Below are 23,410 nucleotides of genomic sequence, written 5' to 3' on the forward strand. Positions count from 1 at the left end.
TGCGGAAGTATCGGATTATATGGGAGCGCGGGGCGCATCGACAACCCGGGCGAAGACCAGCACGCTGACCTCCGCCGCCTTGGCCCGCAGCAGCGCGCGGGCGCACGCGTCCACTGTCGCGCCGGTGGTCAGCACGTCGTCGACGATGACGACGCGGCGGCCCTGCACGTCGTGCAGGCGGTCTGAAGATACCTGGAATGCGCCCTGCACATTGCTGGCGCGCTGGGTGCGCGACAGGCCGACCTGCTGTTCAGTGGCGCGGACCCGTCGCAGCGTATCGCCGCTCATCCGGACGCCGCTCGACCGTGCGATCACCCGCGCCAGCGCGCCCGACTGGTTGTAGCGGCGGGAAAAGCCGCGCCGCCAATGCAGCGGCACGGGGACCAGGAGATCGGCATCGGCCAGCAGCTCGTGGCCGGCCCGGGTCATCCAGCGCCCCATGATCGGCGCCAGATCGGTGCGGTCCTGATATTTCAGTGCATGAACCAGCGTGCTCGCCACGTCGTCATAGCGGACGGCGGCGCGCGCCCGCGCATAGGCCGGCGGAGCGGCGATCGCCTCCATCGAGAGCAATTCGGGACCGGGATCGTAGACGAAGGGAATGCCGAGCTTTGGGCAATAAGGCCGCTCGATGAACGACAGCTTGCCCCAGCACGCGGCGCAGACGCCCTCGCCATCGACCGGCTCGCGGCAGGCGATGCACAGGGTTGGCAGCGCGATGTCGAGTGTGAGCTTTGCCAGATGGCCGCAGGCGCTGCGCGCGGCGCTGGCCATGACCCGGAGTTGTCCGAGGCGGATGGGAGCAAGGCTGAGGCTCATGGGTTGAGGCTAGCCGCGCGGCCGGTCCGGCTCAAGCGGTGCATTGCCCGTTTCCGAGGATCGGCGTAACCAGCCGCCATGACACAGCCCGCCACCGCTCCCGTTCTGTTCGACCGTTCTCTGCTGGCGCTCAGGCAGCGGCGCGCGTCGAGGTCGCCGGAGACCTTCCTGCTCGAGCGCGTCGCCGAGGACCTCGCCGACCGTCTCGCCGCGGTGAACCGGTCTTTCCAATCGGCCGCCGACATCTGGACGCCGGGCAATGGCCTGACGCCTGATCTGAGCGGACAGGTTGCGCAGTTCGCGCATATCGCTTCACCCGATACGGCCAACGAGATGCTGCCGTTGCAGCCGCAATCGCTCGATCTCGCGGTCTCGGCGCTGGCGTTCCAGTTCGTCAACGATCTCCCAGGCTTGCTGGTGCAAATCCGCCGCGCCCTGCGGCCCGATGGTCTGTTGCTCGCCGCCATGATCGGCGGCGACACGCTGACGGAGCTCCGGCAGAGTTTCGCGGCGGCGGAAGCCGAATGCGAGGGCGGCGTGTCGCCGCGGGTCGCGCCGTTCGCCGATCTGCGCGACATCGGCGGCCTGCTGCAGCGGGCCGGCTTCGCGTTACCGGTGACGGATGTCGACCGCGTCGTGGTGCGCTACGCCAGCGCCTTCGGGCTGATGCAGGATCTCCGCCGCATGGGCGCGGCCAATAACCTTGTCGAGCGCCGCCGCACGCCGCTCCGTCGTGCCACGCTGCTGCGCATGGTCGAACTCTATGCCGAACGCTTCGCCGACCCCGACGGCCGCATCCGCGCCACCTTCGACATCATCTGGATCTCGGGCTGGGCGCCCCATGAAAGCCAGCAGAAGCCGCTGAAGCCAGGCTCGGCGACGGCGAGCCTGGAGGCGGCGGTGAGGCGCGCGCCAGGCGCAGGGCGCGATGAGTAACACCACTCGTCATCGCCGGGCTTGACCCGGCGATCCATCGCTCTTGGAAGAGGATGGATGCGCGGGCCTTCGCCGCGCCGAAGGGGCTACGGCCCCGCAGGCGGGTCAAGCCCGCGCATGACGAGGCGGGGCGTGACGCCCCCGGCCTCACATCAATAGATCGATCAAATGCGGCAGCAGCGGAATGTCCGCCGGCGGCATCGGGTAGTCGCGCAGCTTGTTCGGTCGCACCCAGGCCAATTTCTGGCCCTCGCGCGCGGTCACCACGCCTTCCCAGCGCCGGCAGATGTAAAGCGGCATCAGCAGGTGGAACGTCTCATAGGCGTGACTGGCGAAGGTCAGCGGCGCCAGGCAGGTCTCGCGCACGGTGATGCCGAGCTCCTCGTCGAGCTCGCGGATCAGGCTGGCCTCCGGACGCTCGCCCGGTTCGAGCTTGCCGCCAGGAAATTCCCACAAGCCGGCGAGCGTCTTGCCGGGCGGCCGCTGCGCCAGCAGCACGCGATTGTCGGTGTCGACCAGAGCGCAGGCGACGACGAGCGTGAGTTTGAAATCGGTCATCTGATGCAGTCGGGCGGGAAGGGCGGTTTACTCAGCGTTAACCCATTCGTGCCCGCGCCGCAAACATGGTGGAACTCAATGGAACCTTATGGAACCCGATCAATCTGTCTTTAACGGGAACCCTTGTCTCTGGCGGTTCAATTCTCTTGAGGACCCCGCTCGCATGGACCGGCTGCTACGCTACCTCCGCAAGTTCGGACACGACCAGCGCGGCAACATTGCCGTCCTCTTTGCAATCGCTTGCGTGCCCGTTCTGGCGTTCGTCGGAGCCGGGATCGACTATTCGATGGCCAACAAGCTCAGGACCAAGCTGCAAATGGCGATCGATGAGGCCGTGCTCGCGGGCGTCGCCGCCGGCAAGGCCGCACTCGATTCGGGGGCAACGCAGGCCGCGGCCATTGCCATGGCCCAGGCGGCATCCTCCTCCTACTTCACCGGCAATACGGCGAAAATCGACGCCACCCCGACCATCAACTTCACGACCATGGGCCGCACCCTGTCCGGGACGGGATCTGCGACCAGCGTGATGAACACGTCCTTCATGCGACTGGTCGGCTTTCCGACCATGACCCTGAACGCCAGCTCCGCCTCGTCGGCGACGATGCAGCCTTATCTGAACGTCTATCTTCTGGTCGACATCTCGTCGTCGATGCTGCTGCCCGCAACGCAAGCCGGCATCACCCAGATGAGAAACGGCACGGGCTGCGCGCTGGCCTGCCACGAGACGACGAACGGAACAGACTCGTACAGCTACGCGCTGAAGAACAACGTGCTGCTTCGCTATCAGGTGGTCAATCAGGGCGTGCAGAATCTCTTGACCTATCTGAACAGCAGCGCGGTCTACAAGAATTACGTCAAGGTAGGCCTGTGGTCGTTCGACAATCAGCTCACGCAGCTGTCCTCGCTGACGTCCAGCTTCTCCTCGGTTGCAGCCAACTTTCCGGCGCCGGGTCTCGCCTACAACGACGCCGCGGCAGCCACGCCGTTCGACAGCCTGATCGGGAGCTTTGTCTCCAGCGTCGGGACGGCTGGCGATGGCAGCACGTCGGCCACTCCGCAGAAGCTGGTGATCATTGCCACTGACGGCGTCAACGATCCGACCAGGGCCTGGACCTCGCAGACCTCGCTGCGGTCGCAGGTGCGGGTGTTCAACACGGCCTTCTGCAACACGTTCAAGAGCAACGGCGTGACGGTCGCAATCATCAACACCCCTTATTATCCGATGACGTGGGATTGGGGGTACAACGCGACTCTCGGCCAGCCCGGCAGCCTTGGTGGCGCCACGCGCGTCGATGATATCCCGATCGCGCTGAAATCTTGCGCCGGCAGCAACTTCATCATCGCCTCCGATGTCGCCACCATTCAGAACGCGTTCACGACCCTGTTCAACAAGGCCTCGCCGGTCCGGCTGACCAATTGACGGGTTCGTCCCCGGCGCCCGCCGCGGTCGAGGGTCTGCTGATATTTACGCGCGCTTAACCGAGCGCCACGTCGGTCCGTGTTTCCACGGACCGGATAAGCGAAGCTTAATGGCTCGCGCTGCATTTTTGGCCACTTGCGGCAGTGCTTTAACCGCCCGTTAGGCTTCGTCCATGCGCAGCTTGTCTCTCCTCCTTTCCCGTTTCCGTCGCAATGCCGGCGGCAATGTCGCCGTGACCTTTGCGATCGTCTGCGTCCCCGTGATCACGGCGGTCGGCTGCGGCGTGGACTACAGCCGCACCAATCAGATGCGCGCCAAGCTGCAGGCGGCGGTGGACGCCGCCTCGGTCGGGGCGGTGTCGCGGACCTCGCCGGCGTTCATCGCCGCCGGAGCGATGACGACGGATGGCGTCATCGCCGCCGGAAACGACGATGCGCGGAAGATCTTCAACGGCAACATGTCCGGCACCACGGGCTATACGCTGGACAGCCTGACGCCGGAGGTGAAGAAGACCGGCTCGGTGCTCACCGCCACGGTCTCGTTCTCGGCGACGGTGCCGACGCTCTTCATGAGCATCGTCGGATACAAGACGATGTCGCTGCAGGGATCGTCGACGGCAAAGGCTTCGATGCCGAAATACATCGATTTCTATTTGCTGCTGGACAATTCGCCATCGATGGGCGTGGCGGCCACGCCCGCCGACGTCACCAAGATGGTCAGTGCGACGTCGGACAAATGCGCCTTCGCCTGCCACGACTACAACGACGCCAACAACTACTACAATCTGGCCAAGACGCTCGGGGTCACCACCCGTATTGACGTGCTGCGCAGCGCCACGCAGCAACTGATGGACACCGCGCAGCAGACGCAGACCTACTCGAACCAGTTCCGCATGGCGATCTATGATTTCGGCGCGTCGTCGAAGACGATCGGATTGCGCGCGCTGTTCGCGCTGTCGTCGAGCCTGACCAGCGCCAAGAGCGCCGCCGGAAACATCGACCTGATGGGCGTCTACGGCAACAATGATTCGTTCACGGCCGACAAGGACACGCCGTACACGACCGCTCTTCCGGCCATCAACAACGAGATTGCGACCCCGGGAGACGGCACCTCGGGCTCGCCGCTGAAATATCTGTTCTTCGTCTCCGACGGCGTCGCCGACGAGAGCAATGCCGCCTGCCTGAAGCCGAAGGCCAGCGGCAACCGCTGCCAGTCGCCGATCAATCCGGCGTTGTGCACGGCGCTGAAGAACCGCGGGATCAAGATCGCCGTGCTCTACACGACTTATCTGCAGCTGCCGACCAACAGCTGGTACATGAGCTGGATCGACCCCTTCAACAAGGGGCCGTTCGGACCATCGCCGAACAGCGAGATCGCGCAGAACATGCAGGCCTGCGCGTCGGACGGCTTCTACTTCGAGGTCTCGCCGACGCAAGGCATCGCGGACGCGATGAATGCGCTGTTCAAGAAGGCCGTGGCGGACGCGCGTATTGCCGGTTGATCGCGAGGCGGCCGCTCGAGAGCGCGCAGGCCCTGCGCGCTCCGTCGCTGGCCGACGGCGTCAGGAGCGGTAGTCGCCGTTGATCGCGACATACTCTTTGGTGAGGTCGCAGGTCAGCACGCGGTCGCGGCCCTTGCCCAGCCCAAGCGCAACCTTGATCTGGATGGTCTGCGCCCTCATGGCCTCCGAGACCTCCTTCTCGTCATAAGACGGATCGCGCGCGCCCTTCGACGCCACGCGGATGCCGTTGAACGAGATCGACAGCTTGTCGCGATCGGCCGGCTCGCCGGCTTTGCCGACCGCCATCACGACGCGGCCCCAATTGGCGTCCTCGCCGGCGATCGCGGTCTTCACCAGCGGCGAGTTGGCGATCGACATCGCGATCCTGCGCGCCGACTGTTTGGTCTTGGCGCCCTCGACGATGATCTCGACCAGCTTGCGCGCGCCCTCGCCGTCGCGCGCCACCTGCTCGGCGAGATTGGCGAGCACGGCGTTGAACGCCTTCACGAAGGCCTTGGCGGCGGGATCGCTGATCCGGCTGATCTTCGTCGCGCCTTTGGCCGCGGCGGCGCCGGTGGCGAAGGCGAGCAGCGTGTCCGAGGTCGAGGTGTCGCCATCGATCGTCACGGCGTTGAAGGTGTCCTCGACGCCGGCCTTGAGCAGCGCCTGCAGCGCCGGCGCCGTGATCGGCGCATCGGTGAAGATGAAGGACAGCATCGTCGCCATGTCGGGCGCGATCATGCCGGCGCCCTTGGCCATGCCGTTGATCGTCACCTTGGCCTTGCCGAGCTTGACGGTGGCGGTCGCGACCTTGGGGAAGGTGTCGGTGGTCATGATGGCGCGCGCCGCGCCCATCCAGTCCTCCGGCGCGGCGGTGCCGGCGAGGCCTTCGAGCACGCCGTCGAACTTGGTGGCGTCGAGCGGCTCGCCGATCACGCCGGTCGAGGCCAGGAAGATCTCGTCCTGCTTGCAGCCGACCGCCTTGGCGGCGATCGACGCCGTCAGCGCCGTCGACTGCTTGCCGGTCTTGCCGGTGAAGGCGTTGGCGTTGCCGGAATTGACGACCAGCGCGCGCGCCTTGCCGCCCTTCAGCTTGGCGCGGCACCATTCGACCGGGGCCGAGGGGCATTTCGACTTGGTGAACACGCCGGCGACGGTGGTGCCGGGATCGAGCAGCGCCAGCAGCACGTCGGTGCGGTTCTTGTAGCGGATGCCGGCCGCGGCGGTCGCGAGCCTCACGCCGGCGAGCGCCGGCATGTCGGGGACGTCGGTCGGGGCGAGCGGGGAGACGGCAGAGGACATCGGAGTAGCTTCCGGCAGGATGGCGGGAAGCGCTCTGTATCATCCTCATCAAGCTTGTGGGAGGGGATGTGCCCTCACACTCAGTCGTCATCCCCGCGAAAGCGGGGATCCATAACCACAGGGTGAAGTGACGATCCGCGGTACCGGCCGCGTGCCCATTTCCAACATCACGCGGTATGGGTCCCGGCTCAAGGCCGGGACGACACCTTTTGTGACGCGGCGGTTAAGGCAATCTAACAAATCAGTGACGAGTCGCCGCGCAGAAGCTAACCGCTTACTTCTTCGCCGGCTCGGCCGGCTTCGCGTCCGCCGGCTTGGCGGCGTCGGCGGCCGGCTTGTCCAGGCGCTCGATCTTGGCCGCCTCGCGCAGCTTGCCGACGTAATCGGCCTGGGCCTTGCGGGTGACGTAGGTCTCGATCTGGCTCTTGACCTGCTCGAACTCCGGCGGCTTGCGGTTGCGCTTCTCTTCGACCTTGATGATGTGCCAGCCGAACTGGGTCTTCACCGGATCCGAGATCTTGCCCGGCTCCATGCTGAACGCCACGTTGGCGAATTCCGGCACCATCTGCTCCTTGGTGAAGAAGCCCAGGTCGCCGCCATCCGACGCGCCGGGGTCCTTGGATTTCTTCTTGGCGAGCTCGGCGAAATCGGCGCCCTTGGCCAGTTCGGCCTTGACGGCCTTGGCCTCGTCCTCGGTCTCGACGAGGATGTGGCGCGCATGCACCTCCTGCTCGCCGCCGATCTGCTTGGAGGCCTCCTCATAGACCTTCTTCATCGCGTCCGGCGTGGTCGCGGCCTTGCCCTCGCTGGCGAGCAGGCTGTCCATCAGCAGGCGGTTGCGGGTGAAAGCGAGGCGCTTCTTGAAGTCCTCGCTTTCGGCGACCTTCTTGTCCTCGGCCGCCTTCGACACGAGCTTCATGTCGATCAGGAACGACAGCACGTTCTCGTCCTTGGTCGCCGGGTCCATCTGGGCGAGGCTCGGACCAAGCTCCTCCTCCGCGAGCGCGACGTCGCTCTTGCGGATTTCGGCACCGTTCACCTTGGCCAGCACCGGGTTGGCATCGTCGGCGGCGCGCGCGGGGGCGACCAGCAGGGACAATGCGAGACTGCCGGCAAGAGCGGTGGCAAGGCCGAAGTGCAGGCCGGTTTTCGTAACCGGGAACGACGTGGTCATGGAAAATCCTTGGTTTGAAGAGGGGCTCGAGGGGCATTACCTCTGGGCGGCCGGGACACTCGCCCAATCGCGGTGCCTTGGCAACGCGAAAAGTCTGTCAATTTCGTGAAATCGGCGACAGGTTGCGGGCCGATCTCCCGCCGCCGGGCGCCGTTGACAACGTTCCCCCCCAGCCATATCTCTGCCCTGTCGCTCCAAGGCGATAGCGCTTATTTTGCTGCGTTTTTGGCCGTTGACCCCTGGTCTGCTCGTCTCCCGCTCATCTGGCGGCCGCCGCCCTGGCGCCGAAGTCGAGCTTGGCGCGTGTGCTGCGGTGCATCACGCCGGGAACAGCAAAGCCAAAGCATGAGTTACGGCTGCAACGCAGACCCACAAAGGCAGGATTTCAGCAATGATCGGCGCGCTCGCCCGTAAGCTTTTCGGCTCATCCAACGACCGCCGCGTCAAGGGCTACCAGTCCCGCGTCAACGCGATCAACGCGCTGGAGCCGGAGCTCGCCAAGCTGACCGACGAGCAGCTCAAGGCGCGCACCACGGAATTCAAGCAGCAGCTCGCCGACGGCAAGACGCTCGACGACCTCCTGGTCCCAGCCTTCGCCACCGTCCGCGAGGCTTCCAAGCGCACCCTCGGCCAGCGTCATTTCGACGTCCAGCTGATCGGCGGCATGGTGCTGCACGAGGGCGACATCGCCGAGATGAAGACCGGCGAAGGCAAGACCTTGGTGGCCACGCTCGCGGTCTATCTGAACGCGCTCGCCGGCAAGGGCGTCCACGTCGTGACGGTGAATGATTACCTTGCCCGCCGCGACGCCGGCTGGATGAGCCAGATCTACGGTTTCCTGGGCCTCACCACCGGCGTGATCGTCCATGGCCTCGACGATGCCGAGCGCAAGGCGGCCTATGCCTGCGACATCACCTACGGCACCAACAACGAATACGGCTTCGACTATCTGCGCGACAACATGAAGTACCGGCTGGAGGAGATGGTCCAGCGCGGCCACTTCTTCGCCATCGTCGACGAGGTCGACTCCATCCTGATCGACGAGGCCCGCACCCCGCTGATCATCTCCGGCCCGCTCGACGACCGCTCGGATTTCTACAACACCATCGACACCTTCGTGCCGAAGCTCGACAAGACCGACTACGAGGTCGACGAGAAGCAGCGCACGGTGACCTTGACCGAAGCCGGCATGGAGAAGATCGAGACTCTGCTGCGCGACGCCGGCCAGCTCAAGGGCGAGTCGCTGTACGACGTCGAGAACGTCTCCGTCGTGCACCACATCAACCAGGCGCTGCGCGCCCACACGCTGTTCACCCGCGACAAGGACTACATCGTCCGCGACGGCGAGGTCGTGATCATCGACGAGTTCACCGGCCGCATGATGCCGGGCCGGCGCTATTCGGAAGGCCTGCACCAGGCGCTCGAGGCCAAGGAGCACCAGCCGGTGCAGCCCGAGAACCAGACCTTGGCCTCGATCACCTTCCAGAACTACTTCCGCATGTACGAGAAGCTCGCCGGCATGACCGGCACGGCCGCCACCGAGGCGGACGAGCTGTTCGACATCTACAAGCTCGAGGTCGTGGAGATCCCGACCAATTTGCCGGTCGCCCGTCTCGACGAGGATGACGAGGTCTACCGCACCCAGCAGGAGAAATATGCCGCGATCCTCGCGGAGATCGAGCGCGCCAATTCGCGGCTGCAGCCGGTGCTGGTCGGCACGGCGTCGATCGAGAAGTCCGAGGTGCTCGCCGCCTATCTCAAGCAGCACGGCTATAAGCAGATCGATTTCGGCAGCGAGCGCGCGCTCGACAAGCTGTATGCCGCCGCCCGCGCCGGCAAGCCGGCAAAGCTGTTCGCGGTGCTGAACGCGCGCTTCCACGAGCAGGAAGCCTATATCGTGGCCGAGGCCGGCGTGCCCGGCGCGATCACGATCGCCACCAACATGGCCGGCCGCGGCACCGACATCAAGCTCGGCGGCTCGCTGGAGATGCGCATCCAGCAGGAGACCGCCGGGATCACCGACGAGGCTGAGAAGGCCGCCAAGATCGAGCAGATCAAGGCCGACATCGCCCGCTTCCGCGAGATCGTGCTGAAGGCCGAGGAGACGGTCGAGATCGAGCCCGCCAAGGGCTCCAAGCCGGCCAAGACCGTGACCAAGCCGGGCGGCCTCTACATCATCGGCTCCGAGCGCCACGAATCCCGCCGGATCGACAACCAACTGCGCGGCCGCTCCGGCCGACAGGGCGACCCCGGCCGCTCGAAATTCTTCCTGTCGCTCGAAGACGACCTGATGCGCATCTTCGGCTCCGACCGGCTCGACAGCATGCTGACGCGCCTCGGCCTGAAGGAAGGTGAGGCGATCATCCATCCCTGGATCAACAAGGCGCTGGAGAAGGCGCAGCAGAAGGTCGAGGCGCGCAACTTCGACATCCGCAAGAACCTGCTCAAGTTCGACAACGTCCAGAACGACCAGCGCAAGGTGATCTTCGACCAGCGCGTCGAGCTGATGCAGGACGAGAGCGTGGTCGAGACCATCACGGACATGCGCCACGCCTTCATCGACGACCTCGTCAGCAAGCACGTGCCCGAGCATGCCTATGCCGAGCAGTGGGACGTGGCCGGCCTGAAGGACGAGCTCAAGCGCGTGCTCGACCTCGACCTGCCGGTTGACGCCTGGGCCAAGGAAGAGGGCATCGCCGACGAGGAACTGCTGAAGCGCATCGAGACCCATGCCGACGAGCGGATGGCCGCCAAGGTCGCGCAATGGGGCCCCGACGTGATGCGCTACGTCGAGAAGACCATTCTGCTGCAGACGCTAGACCATCTCTGGCGCGAGCACCTCATCATGCTCGACCATCTGCGCCAGGTCATCGGCCTGCGCGGCTATGGCCAGCGCGACCCGTTGCAGGAGTACAAGTCGGAGGCCTTCACGCTGTTCGAGGCGATGATCGCGCATCTGCGCGAGGCGGTCACCGCGCAGCTGATGCGCGTCGAGATCGTGCCGCCGGAAGAGCAGCAGCAGACGCTGCCGCCGATGCAGGCCCACCACGCCGACCCCAACACCGGCGAGGACGAGATGGCCTTCGCCAACGTCTCCCTGGTGCCGTCCTCAGGCGCCGCGCCGGTCCCGGCCGAGGCGCGCAATCCGAAGGACCCCACGACGTGGGGCAAGGTCGGCCGCAACGAGGACTGCCCCTGCGGCAGCGGCAAGAAGTACAAGCACTGCCACGGAAGGTACGCGTAAGCGGCGAACCCGGCAGTATCTACATCGTCATGCGAGCGTCAGCGACGTGTCCGCCGAAGCGTGCCGCAACGACGCTGTTGCACGAGCTGCGCGCCAAAATCACCGCTGTCGTCCCTGCGAACGCAGGGACCCATAACCACAGGATCACGTGACGAAGCAGAGCTGGTCGCTCCAGCCTGCCTCCTCTCGTCCGCCGGTGGTTATGGATCCCCGCGTTCGCGGGGACGACACCCTTTGCGGAGCGCGATTCCGGCACACACCGCGCTGTCATCCCGGCGAACGCCGGGATCCGTAACCATCCGCCTGAGTGTCGAGCGCGGTGACCGCTCCAGCCTGTCGCGCCACATCCCTGTTGAAGGTCAATGCTCAACAACGGTCGCGTGGCGCTTTGCCTGCCCGTGGCTGGGCCGCTTCCAACCCGACATCCATTTGCGAATCCGCGCCACCGAGCGTTGTACCGCGCCGGTCTTGATCTCGCTCGAGCACACGGCAGCCGTCAGCGCAGCGTTGATCTCGCGGCCGACGTCGGAGGTCTGGTCCTCCTCGCCGAGCTTCGTGAACATGATGATGTCGGCGCCCGCTTTCACGGCGTCCCCCGCGGCGGAGGCCGGCGGCTTGGCGTCGAGAATCGCCTTCATGGCGAGGTCGTCGGTCATGACCACGCCGTCATAGCCGAGCTCGCGGCGCAGCAGGCGGTCGATCGCATGACCCTCGCTTTGGGTGGCGACCCCGCCCCAGCGGCTGATATTGGCGAGGTGCCCGACCATGATCGCTCCAGCCAGCCCGTTCCGCATCAGCTGCCTGTACGGCTTCAACTCTGCGGGCGACCAGGTGGTGGTGACGTCGGCAAGGCCGGCGTGGCTGTCGGCGGTCGACGAGCCATGCCCCGGAAAATGCTTGAGCACGGTCAGGATGCCCTGCTTGCGGTGCGCCTGCACGAAGGCCGCGGCATAGCGGACGACGGTGTCGGGCTCGCTGCCATAGCTGCGTTGCCGCTGGCCGATGATCGGGTTCGCGGGATTGGTGTTGAGGTCGACCACCGGCGCGAGGTTGACGTTGATGTGCAGCGTCGCGAGCTTCGCGGCGAGCGCGGCGTAGGTCTCACGCGCGGCCGCCACGGAGCCGCGGGCGATCTCCGCGGCCGACGGCGTCGCGGCCAAACCGATGCTGGGGCCGAGCCGCTCCACCGTGCCGCCCTCGTCGTCGATGGCGATGAACGGAGGCACCGCGCATTTGCAGGCTCGAATCCGCTCGATCATTCCCACGAGATCATCCCGCGTGCCGACATTGCGGCCGAGGATGACGACGCCGCCGATCAGACCCTCTTCGAGATCGGCCAGGAGCTGCTGAAATCCGGCATCGGATGGCTTGGTGCCGAAGAACCCGGCCATGATCATCGGGCCGACGAGTTGCGAGGTCGCGGCCCTGTTGCTGCACTCGGCGGCAAGGCCGGCCCGGAGCGACAGCACGAGCAGCGGAACGGCAAGGGACAGTCTGCCCCATCGCCGCAGCGTGGCGATCGCGCTGGGCAGCTGTCTCGATGGCGGGCTCGTGCGCACCGGTTCGGACCGCGCGGTTGACAGGGAGAGCTCAGATCGCCGCCACGCGATCGATGCGCGCGCCCTCGGCGATCGTCCGCGGCGCTGTGTTGAGCTGCTCGATCGCAAAGCCGGCCGCCTTCTTGTAGCCAGCCATGAACGCCTCGCGCTCGGCCGGCGGGATCACCTCGTCGATGTCCGTGAAGGTGCCGCCGCAGCGCTCGTCGACCAGATTGAGCAGGCCGAACGGGCCGGCGCCGCGATTGCGCAGGATGACCTGGGAGATCGGGCCGCACAGCTTGTCGTCATAGGCGGCGAGCGCTGCCGGCGTCACGCCGTGCGCCAGCAGCATGGTGCCGAGCACGCGGGCGTCGACGATCGCCTGGCTCGCGCCGTTGGAGCCGGTCGGATACATCGCATGCGCGGCGTCGCCCATCAGCGCCACCGGCCCGTCGACCCAGGTCGGCACGGGATCGCGGTCGATCATCGGATTCTCATAGGCGCCGTCGGCGCCGGCGATCAGCGCGGGCACGTCAAGCCAGTCATAGGTCCACCCCGCGAAGTGATGCGCGAACTCGCTGACCGGCACCTGCCGGAACCAGCCGGTCTGCTTCCAGCCCTCGGTGTTGTCCATCGTCACCTCGGCGATCCAGTTGATCAGCGCGAGGCCCGTCTTCGGGTCGGGATGCGAGATCGGATAGACCACCACGCGGTGGCGGTGGGTGCCGAGGCCGACGAAGGACGATCCCGTGCGCATCGGCTTCGCCCAGGTGACGCCACGCCACATCACGGCGCCGCCCCAATGGATCGGCGGCTGCGTCGGGTGCATCTGCGCGCGCACCGCCGAATGGATGCCGTCGGCGCCGATCAGGAGCCGTCCCTGCTGCTCGGAGCGCGAGCCGTCGGCATGTTCGACGCGCGCCGTCACCGTGCCGTCGGCGTTCTTCTCATAGCCCGCGACGCGGCTACCGAGCCGCACCGTCGCAGCGCCGGCCCGTTGCACCAGCCGGCTGTACAGCAGCATGTGCAGCTTGCCGCGATGCACGGCATATTGCGGCCAGTTATAGCCGGCGAGCAGCCCGCGCGGCTCGGAATAGACGTCGTTGCCGTTCAGCCCGACCAGCGCCCATTCCTGCGCGGGTACGCCGACCTCATCGAGATCGTCGGCGCCGACGCCGAGGTCGTAGAGCTCTCGCACTGCATTGGGCTGCAGGTTGATGCCGACCCCGAGCGGCCGCATCTCGCGCACGCTCTCATAGACCACGCAGGGCACGCCGATCTGCTGCAGGGTCAGCGCGGTGGCGAGGCCGCCAATGCCGCCGCCGGCGATGATGACAGGAAGCTCGGTCATGGGCATGGGTCCGTCACGCGTGAACTCAAGAGAAACCGCAGAGAGAGGCCGAAAAGGGGATGCAGGCACGGCGTTTGCTGCGTGTGCGGATCGCCTCCCCTCGATGCCTCCTGGCCCGCCTTTTCGGCTGGTCTCATGGTAAAGGCCTAGTTCAGAAGGGCAGCGGAAACAAGAGGAATGGGCATGACGCGCCGGCGTGGTAGACTGGTGCCATGCAGTCCTTGTCTCTGTCCCTCTGCGCGGCTCTCCTGCTCTGCGGCATCGACTGCCCGGCCCTCGCGTTCGACATCGAGGCGCATCGCGGCGGGCGCGCGCTTCATCCGGAGAACACGCTGCAGGCGTTCACGATCGCGCTGGCGCTTCGCGTAGACACGCTCGAACTCGACGTTGGGGTCACCCGCGACGGCGTGCTGTGGTCTCGCACGAACGGCGGCTCAATCCCGATCTCGCCCGCGATGCCCTCGGCAATTACGTAGCCCCGCCCGGGCCGCTGCTGATCGATCTGCCGCTCGCAGAGGTACAGTCCTACGATGTCGGGCAGATCAGGCCGGGCAGCGAATATGCCAAGCAGTTTCCGTTCCAGCAGGTGCTGGCCGGAAACGTGCCACCACCCCGAATTGCGACGTTGAAGCAGGTCATCGATCTCGTCAGGCGCTCCCGCAACGACCAGGTGCGTCTCAACATCGAGACCAAGCTTGATCCCGCCTTTCCCGACGAAGCGCCGGATCCCCAGCGTTTCGTCAGCCTGCTGCTCGATCTGATCGCGGCCGAACACGTCGCCGACCGGGTCATGATCCAGTCATTCGACTGGCGCACCCTGCAACTGGTGCAGCAGCGCGCGCCTCAAATCCCCACGGTCTACTTGTCGCGCGTAGGCGGCAAGACGCCGACAGTGTCATTGACCGAATCGACGCGCTGGACCGCCGGATTCAATCCCGCCGATCACGGCGGCTCGCTGCCGCGCACGATTCACGCGGCCGGCGGCAGGGTGTGGTCGCCGTACTACACCGAGGTCACGCCGGAGCTGGTCAGCGAGGCGCACGGGCTCGGTCTTCAGGTGGTGGTGTGGACCGTCAACAAGCGCTAGGACATGGCTCAACTGATCGACATCGGGGTCGACGGCATCATCTCCGATTGGCCGAGCCTGCTGCGTCGTGTTGCGGTCGACAAAGGATTGGCAAAGCCGCTCATATTGGATGTCGAACGGCTGGGGCCGGGCATTCCGATCAAATAAATGGCGCCCTCAATCTCCACGTCATCATGAGCCCGGGCATGACGGAGCAACGAACTGACTTGATCGTTTGTTGCGACGGCGATCTATCTCCCATGAGGCGCCGCGCGCCAGGAGCCTAGACGGAGGATGATGCGTCCGCCGCTCACCCCATCACCACCTCATGCCGGATCACGAACGGCGCCAGCAGCGTATGCACCTCGTTCTCGATCGCCTCGCGTTGCTCGGCCGGCACATTCCGCAAGGTCACCGTGGCGAGGCTGCCGTGGCTGCCATGGGCGCCGACCTTGACGCTGCAATCGATGCCGCGGTCGGTGAGCTGCGACAGGACCTTGGTGAACACGCGCGTCGCGGCGTCCCAGCGCAGCTGCGGCTTGAACACCTTGCCGACGCCCGTCACCGGCATCGGATCGATCGGGATGATCTGCACCGGCACCGCCGCGCGCTCCGGGGTGCGGGCGCGCACCCAGTCCTCCAATTCGCCCGGCTGCACCGAGGCGCCCGGCTTCAGCTGCACATAGCCGATCGGCAGCTCGCCGGCATAGGCGTCGGGCTGGCCGACCACGGCGGCGAAGCCGACGGCGGCATGCTGGAACAGGATCTCCTCGATCGGAGCCGGGTCGATGTTGTGGCCGCCGCGGATCACGAGGTCCTTGGCGCGGCCGGTGATCCACAGGAAGCCGTCGGCGTCGAGCCGGCCGAGATCGCCGGAATTGACCCAATGGCCGTCGATGAAGGCGCCCTTGTTGTGCGCCTCGTCGAGATAGCCGGAGAACACGCCGGGCCCGGCCATGATGACGACGCCGATCTCGTCCACGGCGCAGTCGCGCTCGTAGCGCCCGTCGGCGTCGAGCTTGACGATGCGCACCTTCGCGTAAGGCAGCGGCAGGCCGACCGAGCCGAGCCGGATCGGCTGGTCGGCATAGGCCATGGTGTGCACGCTCGACGTCTCGGTCATGCCGTAGACCTCGATGACCGGCAGCTTCAGCCGGTCCATGATCGCCTGGCCGACCGCGACCGGAATCGCCGAGCCGCCGCCCGCGGCATAGCGCAGGCTGGAGATGTCGGCGCGGCCTCGCGGCACCGCGAGCGTCGCGGCGAGCACTGTGGGCACGCTCGACAAGGTCTCCGGCTTGTACTTCTCGACCAGGCCCCAGATGTTGCGCACCGCATTCGGATTGCGCCAGCCGGCGCCGGAGAGCACCACCAAGCTGCCGCCCGCGGACAGCGTCTGCAGCGCCTGTGTCAGCGAGCCGCCGACGTGAAACAGCGGCATGCCGAACAGCAGCGTGCCGCCGGGCTTCGCCTTCAACAGCAGGTTGACCCCCCAGGCCTGGTAGACCTGGTTGCCGTGGCTGTGCCGCACCAGCTTCGGCGTGCCCGTGGTGCCGCCGGTGTGGAAATAGGCCGCGGTGTCGCTGGCCTTGATCTGCCGGCCGCTGACGAGATGATCGCCCGGCTGTGGCTTGATTAGGTCGCCCCAGGCGTGAACACCGTTGGCCGGATCGCCGCCGCCGCCATGGACCTGCACGATCGCCTTGAGGTGCTTGAGGCCGCCGCGGACCTTCTCGACCTTCTGCCAGATGTCGGTGCCGGGCAGGGGGCCCAGCGCCACCAGCACCTTGGTCTTGGCGGCATCGAGGATCTCGGCGATCTGGTGCGGCTCGAGCAGCGGATTGACCGGATTGGCGATGCCTGCGGCCTCCGCGCCGAACAGCGTGATGAACGCTTCGGGCACCAGCGGCAGCATGAAGCTCACGACATCGTCGGGGCCGACGCCGAGGGCATGAAACATGTTGGCCGCCTGCGTTACCTTCGCGATGAAGTCGCGATAGGTGATCGTGACCGGCATATCGGCCGGATCGGCATTCGGCAGAAACTGGATTGCCGGCGCATCGGGATTGGCCGATGCCCCGCATTTCAGCGCCTCGTAGGTGCTTTGAGCGGCGATGCGTTCGCCATATGGCGTCTGCTCGAAGGCCCGGATGTCCGCCGTGCTGGCGAATGTCGGATAGTCGCTGCCGATGGCGCGATCGAGCAGATGCATGCCCGTGGAATTGCCCATGGCCTGTCCTCCCTGTGTCGGTCCTCGTCCGGCCGCGCATGGCCGGTGATCGCGCGCGGGCTCTATGACCCGTTCGTCGCGATCGTCAGGTGACAGGATGAGGGAGGATTCGTCTTGCGTCTATCCCGGCGTTGCCGGGCAAGCGAACCCATTTGCCGCAGCGGCGCTGCTGTAGGGTGGGCAAAGGCGCGTCCACCGGTGCTGCTCCGCGGCAAACATTCGCCGCGCCGTGCCCACCGTCCGTCTACGCACGCATCCGCCAATGGTGGGTACGGCGCGCGCACCAGTCTTCGCTTCAGCTCAAGCCGGTCGCGCCTTTGCCCACCCTACGAGGCTGTGAATCTTTCGATGCCTATTCTCGCTGACTATGATTCTCTGAGCGGAGCGGTTTGCTGGAGGTCATGATGGCTAAGGACGAGCTTTTCGATGGATTGCCGGAGCAGTCGGGTCCCAAAGCGCGGGAGCTTCCGAAGGGTGCGCCTCGTCTGCGGGTTCCGGAGCGCAACCAGGTCGAGCTGCGCGCGGTCGATATCGACAGCCTGATCGGGCAGGATCATCCGGCGCGGATGATCTGGACCTATGTCGAGACGCTCGACCTGAGCGAGTTGGAAGACCGAGTGAAGGCGCGGGAGAACAGGCCTGGTCATCCGGCACCGTCGCCACGCCTTTTGCTGGCGCTCTGGCTCTATGCCACCAGCGACGGCGTCGGCAGTGCTCGGGCGCTGGATCGCCTGTGCGAGAGCCATGATGCCTATCGCTGGCTGTGTGGCGGGGTATCGCTGAACTATCACACGCTATCGGACTTCCGCGTCGGCTGTGCCGATGTGCTCGACCGCCTGATGAGCGAACATCTGGCGGCGTTGAGCGAGGCCGGGCTGGTCGATCTCGATACGCTGGCACAGGACGGGGTGCGGATCCGCGCCAATGCGGGGGCCAGCTCGTTCCGGCGCGAAGCGAGGCTGCAGCAGAAGCTGGCGGAAGCAACGGAGGTGGTGGAAGAGCTCAAGCGGGAAGTCGATGCAGATCCAGAAGCCAGCAACCGGCGCATCCGCGCGGCGCGTGAGCGCGCCGCACGCGAGCATAAACAGAAGGTCGAAGCGGCGCAGGCGGCGCTGGAGGAGATCAAGCGCAAGCGCCAGAAGCTCGAGGAAAAAGGCGGTAACGGCAAGAAGCCGAAGGAGCCTCGGGCCTCCACCACCGATCCGCAGGCGCGGCGGATGAAGATGGCCGATGCCGGCTTCCGTCCCGCCTACAACGTGCAGGTCGTCAGCGCTGCAGCTGCGATGATCGTGGTCGCAATCGACATCGACAACAACGGATCAGACGGCGGCCTGATGCGACCGATGCTGGAGCGGCTGCGCGACAAGCTGCAACGCCTGCCCAGGCGCTACCTCGTCGATGGCGGATACTGCCGTGGCGACGACATCGAATGGGCGCATGGCCAGAACATCGAGATCTACTGTCCGCCGCGCTCGCAAAAAAGCGGTGTTGATCCTTATCTGCCCCGAGATACCGATGGCCCTGGTGTGGCGGCCTGGCGAGCGCGCATGGCGAGCGAAGCCGGCAAGGCTCAGTATCAGCTCCGCTCGCTGTGCGAATGCATCCACGCCCGCTGGCGCAACTGGGACCTCCGGCAAGTGACGGTACGCGGCATCGACAAGGTTCGCGCCGTCGTGAGCTGGTACGCGTTCACCAACAACCTTCTGCAAGGATTGCACCTCATCGCCTGTCAAAAAGCAGCATCATAGTCGCCGGGAGCGGCATCCGAGGGATCCTCCGGGACAATCCGCCGCACAGAGCCGCCCACAACGGCTATCCCGCGGCGACAGCCCCCTCGTCGCAAACTCAGCCCTGAACTCAAATTGGCTCACAAGCTCTACGGCATTCGAACTCCGCGTCATTGCGAGCGCAGCGAAGCAATCCAGGGTGGTGGGCGGGACCCTGGATTGCTTCGCTGCGCTCGCAATGACGGGAGGATGGAGCTTGGCCCTGAGGTCTGCAGTGCAACCGCGGCTCAGCTCGCCGCGTCGATCAAATTCTCCAGCAGCCGCTTCAGCTCGCCGGTGGCCTTGTCGCCGTAGTTTTCCAGGATGTGCGCCTCCTGGCTGGCGGCGAGCGAGTTCAGGCGCTTGCACAGCGCCTTGCCGCGCTCGCTGATGAACATCAGCACCTTGCGGCGGTCATGGGCGTCCTGGCGGCGGTAGACCAGGGAGTCCGACACCATCCGGTCGATCATCTTGGTCAGGGTCGGATGGTTCAGCAGCACGGCCTCGGCGAGATCGCCCATCGAGTGCCCCTCGCCGTCCGACAGCACCTTCAGGATGCGCCATTGCTCGACGGGCACGCCCTCAGTGCTCAGGCGCGATTCCAGCTGCCGGTTGATCTCCCGGTTGGCCTGCGCGAGCAGATAGGCGAGATGTTCGGTGAGGGGGGTGTTGGGATTGGGCGATTTGGCCACGGTGAACTTCGCGGGTCCCGATTTGAATGAATGTCCGGCAGTCGCTGCCCGATCTATATGCATTCGAATTCTTGAACATTCAACATTTTCGAATAGGATATTTGCCGAACGCGTGCTGATTTTGACGGCGTATGACCGCTGGCCCACACTGGGTCTCTCGCGGCCGCGGCCAAGGAGTGGGTGTGCTCTCGACAGGATCTGTCACCGCCGGGCGCTGCAGCCTGCCGCCCTCCCTGCTGTTCAGGAGCCCGCCCCGGCGAAATGGCCTGCCGTCGCTGGCCCCGCTCGATCCCGACCGTTTCGAGCGGCGCGGCCGCCACAACAGGCTGCGCATCGGCAATTTCATCACCTTCTCCGGCTCGCCCGGCATCTGGGGGCCGGCGGCGACCAACAGCGCGCTGCTCGCGGTCTCGGAGATCAACCGCCGCGGCGGCATCCTCGGCCGCGAGATCGAATTGTCGTTCTACGATTCCGGCGGCCCGGTGGATGACGTGGTCGCGCGCGCCCGCGACGCGCTCGATTTCGACGACATCGATGTCGTGATGGGCTCGCATATCAGCGCCGTGCGGCTGGGGCTGCGCCGGCTCACGCGCGGCCGCATCCCCTATATCTATACGCCGGTCTATGAAGGTGGCGAGCGCACCCCGGGCGTGATGGCGATCGGCGAGACGCCGCACAGCCAGACCCGACCCGCCATTCACTGGCTGGCGGAGAACAAGGGCGCCAAGCGCTGGTACCTGATCGGCAGTGACTATGTCTGGCCATGGCAGGCGCATCGTTCGACGAAGACCTACATCACCGAGGCCGGCGGCCAGGTCGTCGGCGAAGAGTTCGTGCCGGTCGGCGAGGACGATCACGAGGCGCATCTGGCGCGCATCCGCGCCGCCAAGCCCGACGTCGTGCTGATCTCGCTGATCGGCACCGACAGCATCACCTTCAACCGCGCCTTCGGCGAGTCCGGCCTCGCAGCGACGACCCTCCGCTTGGCCGGGGCGGTCGATGAGACCGTGCTGCTCGGCATCGGTGCCGACAACGCCGAGAACCTCTATTCCGCTTCGGGCTACTTCAACTGCATCGGCTCCAAGGCCAATGACGACTTCATGAGCCTGTATACCGCGATGTTCGGCGCCAATGCGCCGCCGGTCGGCTCGGTCGGCCAGTCGAACTACGAAGGCCTGCGCTTCCTGAAGGCCGCCGCGGAGCGAGCCGGCTCATTGTCCTTGCACCCGCTCGCCGCCGCCAGCCGCAACATCGTCTATTCCGGCCCGCGCGGCGACGTCACCCTCCGCCACGGCCGCGCCGCCATGGCCATGCATCTCGCCGCAGCCGACGGATTGGATTTCAGGATCATCCGCACGTTCTGACGCGCGATGCGGAGGACGGCTGCGTGTCGACGCGTCGTTGAATGCACGAACTGTCGACGCAAGCGATTCGGCTAATTCGTTTCTCCGTCATGCCCGGGCTTGTCCCGGGCATCCACGTCGTCCGAGCATGCCGAGCGGCATGGATGGCTGGGACAAGCCCGGCCATGACGACGGAGAAACAAGCGAGGGCGAGGTCTGTGATCAGGCGGCTGCGGCGTCCTTCATCGTCTCGCTTGGTGCCTGCGAAACTCGGACGTCCCGGATCATCCGGCTGATCGCTTCGTTCGGCATCGGCTTGCCGAACAGAAATCCCTGCACGCTGGTGCAGCCTTCCTCGCGCAGAAAGGCGAGGTGCTGCTCGGTCTCGACGCCTTCGGCGAGCACGGGAATGTTCAGGCTGCGGCCCAACAGCAGCGTCGCCTTGACGATCGCCGCGGCATGCACGCTGGTCTCGACCGACTGGATGAAGCTCTTGTCGACCTTGATCTTGTCGAACGGAAACACCTGCAGGGTCGACAGCGACGAATAGCCGGTGCCGAAATCGTCCATGGCCACGGTGACGCCGATTCCCTTCAGCGCCTGCATCACCTGCAGAGCGTGCTGGCGGTCGGCGATGATCCCCGTTTCGGTCAGCTCGATCTCCAGCCGATCCGGCGCCAGCCCCGTCTCGCGCAGCACCTCGGCGACGCGCCTCGGCAGATCGTGGTTGAGCTGCATCGGGGCGACGTTGACGGCGACCTTGAACGGCTGGCTCCAGCTCGCGGCGGTCGCGCAGGCGGTGCGCAGCACCCAATCGCCGATGTCGACGATCAGCCCCGTCTGCTCGGCCATCGGGATGAAATCGTTCGGCGGCACGCGGCCCTTCACCGGATGATTCCAGCGCAGCAGCGCCTCGAAGCCGATGATCTCGCCGCTCCTCGTGTCGTTCTGCACCTGGTAGTGCAGCTCGAACTCGTTGCGCACCAGCGCGCGCTTCAAGTCGATGGCGAGCTCGGCGCGGCGCCGGCTGGCCTCGTCCATCGACGGTTCGTAGGTGCAGATCTTGCCCTGGCCGAGGCTCTTGGCGCGATACATGGCCAGGTCGGCACGGGTGAGCAATTCGTCCGCCGTCAAGCCGTGCTCGGGATGGAGCGCGACGCCGATGCTGCAGCCGACGGACAGGCTCCGTTCCTCCCACTCGACGGGCGCGAGCACCAGCGCGCGCATGCGCTCGGCGAACCTGGCGGCCTCGGCGCGCGCGAAGATCTCGCTCTTGACGGCGACGAACTCGTCGCCGCCGATCCGCGCCAGGAACTCGCCCGGCTGCAGCGTGGACGCAATCCGCTGCGCGATCGCCGTCAGCACGGCATCTCCTGCGGCGTGGCCATGCGCGTCGTTGATGTCCTTGAAACGGTCGAGGTCGATCGCGAGCACGACCAGATGCGCGGTTTCGTCGCCCTCCGTCAGCAATGGCGCGAGTCGCTGCGCGAGGCCGTTGCGGTTGGCCAGGCCGGTCAGCGGGTCCTGCAGGGCCAGCTGCCGATAGCCCTCGACCGCCTCCTGCGTCGCCTGCATGTCGATCATGTAGGCCGACGCCGCCATGGCCATGATCAGTCCGATGCCGGTGACGATGCTGATCAGCATCACGCTGTCGGAGAGCGCCTGCGCGGGCGCCTCTGCCCCGGCCATCGGCACCAAGGTCAGCGCCGCCATGCCGGTGAAATGCAGGCTCAGGATTGCAAGGACCATGGCGAGCGAGCCGCCATATTTGCAGAAGCGCGTCACCGGACGCGCGATGCGGTTCGCGGCGACCGCGCCGAATCCGATCGCCAGAAACAGCGACAACCAGATCGCCGGCGGGTGCCACGTCCTGACGCCGTCGAGATTCAGCGCGCTCATGCCCGTGTAGTGCATCGCGGCGATGCCGAAGCCGAAGAGAGCGCCGCCGATCTCGATCAGCGGGCCGCGCTGCGTGCGCGTCGTGACGAAGAAACCGAGCCAGGAGAACAGCACGGCGAGGCCGAGCGAGGCGAATGTCAGGCCCGCTTCGAACGAGCGGTTGCCGGGCGCGTCATAGCCGAGGATCGCGGCGAAATGCGTCGTCCATACCGTGCCGCCGGCGACCAGTCCGGCCAGGAACAGCAGGTGAAGCCGGCGCAGCCCGGTGTTGCGGCGGACACGGGCGAGCAATCGCATCGAGAGAATCGAGCCGAGCACGCACACCAGAAGCGCAGCGGCGACATAGCGGAGGTCATGATCGGCAGGCAGGCAGGACAGGATCGTCATCATCGGCAATGAACCCCTACGCAGGCCAGCTACGAACCGAGCTGCGCCGCGTTTTGGCGCGCCGGGATCGCGGTTAGCAAAGCGTCAATACGGGCAGAGAGTCGGCCCGTCCCGAGTCATGCACGAGGTCTGGAAGCTGAAGATTAAGGCGCGGGCCTCCTGGTGGCGTAATTCATGTGGAACC

At 66.0% G+C, this 23,410-nt stretch carries 15 protein-coding genes and 1 pseudogene; 7 read left to right on the forward strand and 9 right to left on the reverse strand.

Translation table 11 applies throughout. The features are described from left to right. Positions 1-15: 15 nt before the first annotated feature. Positions 16-819 (reverse strand): ComF family protein, encoded by an 804-nt coding sequence (locus tag BRADO_RS02745; RefSeq protein WP_011923789.1) that lies wholly within the window; start codon positions 817-819, stop codon positions 16-18. A gap of 78 nt (positions 820-897) precedes the next feature. Here BRADO_RS02745 and BRADO_RS02750 point away from each other — a divergent pair, with 78 nt between their 5' ends. Continuing rightward, complete coding sequence (locus BRADO_RS02750) at positions 898-1,755, forward strand: methyltransferase domain-containing protein (protein WP_011923790.1); 858 nt, start codon at positions 898-900, stop codon at positions 1,753-1,755. 147 nt (positions 1,756-1,902) lie between these two features. Here the strand turns inward: BRADO_RS02750 and BRADO_RS02755 are convergent, their stop codons facing one another. Beyond that, the gene (locus BRADO_RS02755) at positions 1,903-2,313 is read right to left on the reverse strand and encodes a (deoxy)nucleoside triphosphate pyrophosphohydrolase (RefSeq protein WP_011923791.1); all 411 of its coding nucleotides are present in this window, start codon (positions 2,311-2,313) and stop codon (positions 1,903-1,905) included. 163 nt (positions 2,314-2,476) lie between these two features. Between BRADO_RS02755 and BRADO_RS02760 the strand changes: the two genes are divergently transcribed. Continuing rightward, positions 2,477-3,733, forward strand: coding sequence for a TadE/TadG family type IV pilus assembly protein (locus BRADO_RS02760; RefSeq protein WP_011923792.1), 1,257 nt, complete (start codon positions 2,477-2,479; stop codon positions 3,731-3,733). Positions 3,734-3,905: 172 nt separating this feature from the next. Further along, positions 3,906-5,234 (forward strand): TadE/TadG family type IV pilus assembly protein, encoded by a 1,329-nt coding sequence (locus BRADO_RS02765; protein WP_011923793.1) that lies wholly within the window; start codon positions 3,906-3,908, stop codon positions 5,232-5,234. A 60-nt stretch (positions 5,235-5,294) separates the two neighbouring features. On the opposite strand, the gene argJ is transcribed toward BRADO_RS02765, so the two are convergent. Then, complete coding sequence (argJ, locus tag BRADO_RS02770) at positions 5,295-6,536, reverse strand: bifunctional glutamate N-acetyltransferase/amino-acid acetyltransferase ArgJ (protein ID WP_011923794.1); 1,242 nt, start codon at positions 6,534-6,536, stop codon at positions 5,295-5,297. Between the two features lie 274 nt (positions 6,537-6,810). Then, positions 6,811-7,710, reverse strand: coding sequence for a peptidylprolyl isomerase (locus BRADO_RS02775; protein WP_085972765.1), 900 nt, complete (start codon positions 7,708-7,710; stop codon positions 6,811-6,813). A gap of 391 nt (positions 7,711-8,101) precedes the next feature. Here BRADO_RS02775 and secA point away from each other — a divergent pair, with 391 nt between their 5' ends. Next, the gene (gene secA / locus BRADO_RS02780) at positions 8,102-10,954 is read left to right on the forward strand and encodes a preprotein translocase subunit SecA (RefSeq protein WP_011923796.1); all 2,853 of its coding nucleotides are present in this window, start codon (positions 8,102-8,104) and stop codon (positions 10,952-10,954) included. A gap of 359 nt (positions 10,955-11,313) precedes the next feature. Here the strand turns inward: secA and BRADO_RS02785 are convergent, their stop codons facing one another. Continuing rightward, positions 11,314-12,513 carry a glycoside hydrolase family 3 N-terminal domain-containing protein gene (locus BRADO_RS02785; RefSeq protein WP_244422957.1) on the reverse strand — a complete coding sequence of 400 codons (1,200 nt, stop codon included), beginning with the start codon at positions 12,511-12,513 and terminating at the stop codon, positions 11,314-11,316. Positions 12,514-12,544: 31 nt separating this feature from the next. Beyond that, a complete protein-coding gene (locus BRADO_RS02790) occupies positions 12,545-13,843 on the reverse strand; it encodes a flavin-dependent oxidoreductase (RefSeq protein ID WP_041756038.1) in 1,299 nt (432 codons plus the stop codon). 212 nt (positions 13,844-14,055) lie between these two features. Between BRADO_RS02790 and BRADO_RS02795 the strand changes: the two are divergent. Next, a pseudogene (locus BRADO_RS02795) lies at positions 14,056-15,077 on the forward strand (glycerophosphodiester phosphodiesterase). A gap of 142 nt (positions 15,078-15,219) precedes the next feature. On the opposite strand, the gene BRADO_RS02800 reads toward BRADO_RS02795, so the two are convergent. Further along, positions 15,220-17,139: an acyl-CoA synthetase gene (locus BRADO_RS02800; protein ID WP_011923799.1), complete on the reverse strand. Its 1,920-nt coding sequence runs from the start codon at positions 17,137-17,139 to the stop codon at positions 15,220-15,222. Positions 17,140-17,540: 401 nt separating this feature from the next. Between BRADO_RS02800 and BRADO_RS02805 the strand changes: the two genes are divergently transcribed. After that, positions 17,541-18,887: an IS1182-like element ISBrsp2 family transposase gene (locus BRADO_RS02805; RefSeq protein ID WP_050781079.1), complete on the forward strand. Its 1,347-nt coding sequence runs from the start codon at positions 17,541-17,543 to the stop codon at positions 18,885-18,887. A 266-nt stretch (positions 18,888-19,153) separates the two neighbouring features. Here the strand turns inward: BRADO_RS02805 and BRADO_RS02810 are convergent, their stop codons facing one another. Beyond that, positions 19,154-19,597, reverse strand: coding sequence for a MarR family winged helix-turn-helix transcriptional regulator (locus BRADO_RS02810; RefSeq protein ID WP_011923801.1), 444 nt, complete (start codon positions 19,595-19,597; stop codon positions 19,154-19,156). A gap of 182 nt (positions 19,598-19,779) precedes the next feature. On the opposite strand from BRADO_RS02810, the gene BRADO_RS02815 reads away from it, so the two are divergent. Then, complete coding sequence (locus tag BRADO_RS02815) at positions 19,780-20,961, forward strand: substrate-binding domain-containing protein (RefSeq protein ID WP_011923802.1); 1,182 nt, start codon at positions 19,780-19,782, stop codon at positions 20,959-20,961. Positions 20,962-21,162: 201 nt separating this feature from the next. Here the strand turns inward: BRADO_RS02815 and BRADO_RS02820 are convergent, their stop codons facing one another. Next, on the reverse strand, positions 21,163-23,229 hold the full coding sequence (locus BRADO_RS02820) for a bifunctional diguanylate cyclase/phosphodiesterase (RefSeq protein ID WP_041756039.1): 2,067 nt from the start codon (positions 23,227-23,229) through the stop codon (positions 21,163-21,165). Positions 23,230-23,410: the final 181 nt, after the last annotated feature.

It is taken from the genome of Bradyrhizobium sp. ORS 278, from assembly GCF_000026145.1.
Taxonomy (GTDB): domain Bacteria; phylum Pseudomonadota; class Alphaproteobacteria; order Rhizobiales; family Xanthobacteraceae; genus Bradyrhizobium.

Excerpts from the sequence above, each read along its gene's own strand:
- BRADO_RS02745 (WP_011923789.1), bottom strand. The coding sequence starts at position 819 with ATGAGCCTCAGCCTTGCTCCCATCCGCCTCGGACAACTCCGGGTCATG.
- BRADO_RS02750 (WP_011923790.1), top strand. The coding sequence starts at position 898 with ATGACACAGCCCGCCACCGCTCCCGTTCTGTTCGACCGTTCTCTGCTG.
- BRADO_RS02755 (WP_011923791.1), bottom strand. The coding sequence starts at position 2,313 with ATGACCGATTTCAAACTCACGCTCGTCGTCGCCTGCGCTCTGGTCGAC.
- BRADO_RS02760 (WP_011923792.1), top strand. The coding sequence starts at position 2,477 with ATGGACCGGCTGCTACGCTACCTCCGCAAGTTCGGACACGACCAGCGC.
- BRADO_RS02765 (WP_011923793.1), top strand. The coding sequence starts at position 3,906 with ATGCGCAGCTTGTCTCTCCTCCTTTCCCGTTTCCGTCGCAATGCCGGC.
- argJ (WP_011923794.1), bottom strand. The coding sequence starts at position 6,536 with ATGTCCTCTGCCGTCTCCCCGCTCGCCCCGACCGACGTCCCCGACATG.
- BRADO_RS02775 (WP_085972765.1), bottom strand. The coding sequence starts at position 7,710 with ATGACCACGTCGTTCCCGGTTACGAAAACCGGCCTGCACTTCGGCCTT.
- secA (WP_011923796.1), top strand. The coding sequence starts at position 8,102 with ATGATCGGCGCGCTCGCCCGTAAGCTTTTCGGCTCATCCAACGACCGC.
- BRADO_RS02790 (WP_041756038.1), bottom strand. The coding sequence starts at position 13,843 with ATGACCGAGCTTCCTGTCATCATCGCCGGCGGCGGCATTGGCGGCCTC.
- BRADO_RS02800 (WP_011923799.1), bottom strand. The coding sequence starts at position 17,139 with ATGGGCAATTCCACGGGCATGCATCTGCTCGATCGCGCCATCGGCAGC.
- BRADO_RS02805 (WP_050781079.1), top strand. The coding sequence starts at position 17,541 with ATGATGGCTAAGGACGAGCTTTTCGATGGATTGCCGGAGCAGTCGGGT.
- BRADO_RS02820 (WP_041756039.1), bottom strand. The coding sequence starts at position 23,229 with ATGATGACGATCCTGTCCTGCCTGCCTGCCGATCATGACCTCCGCTAT.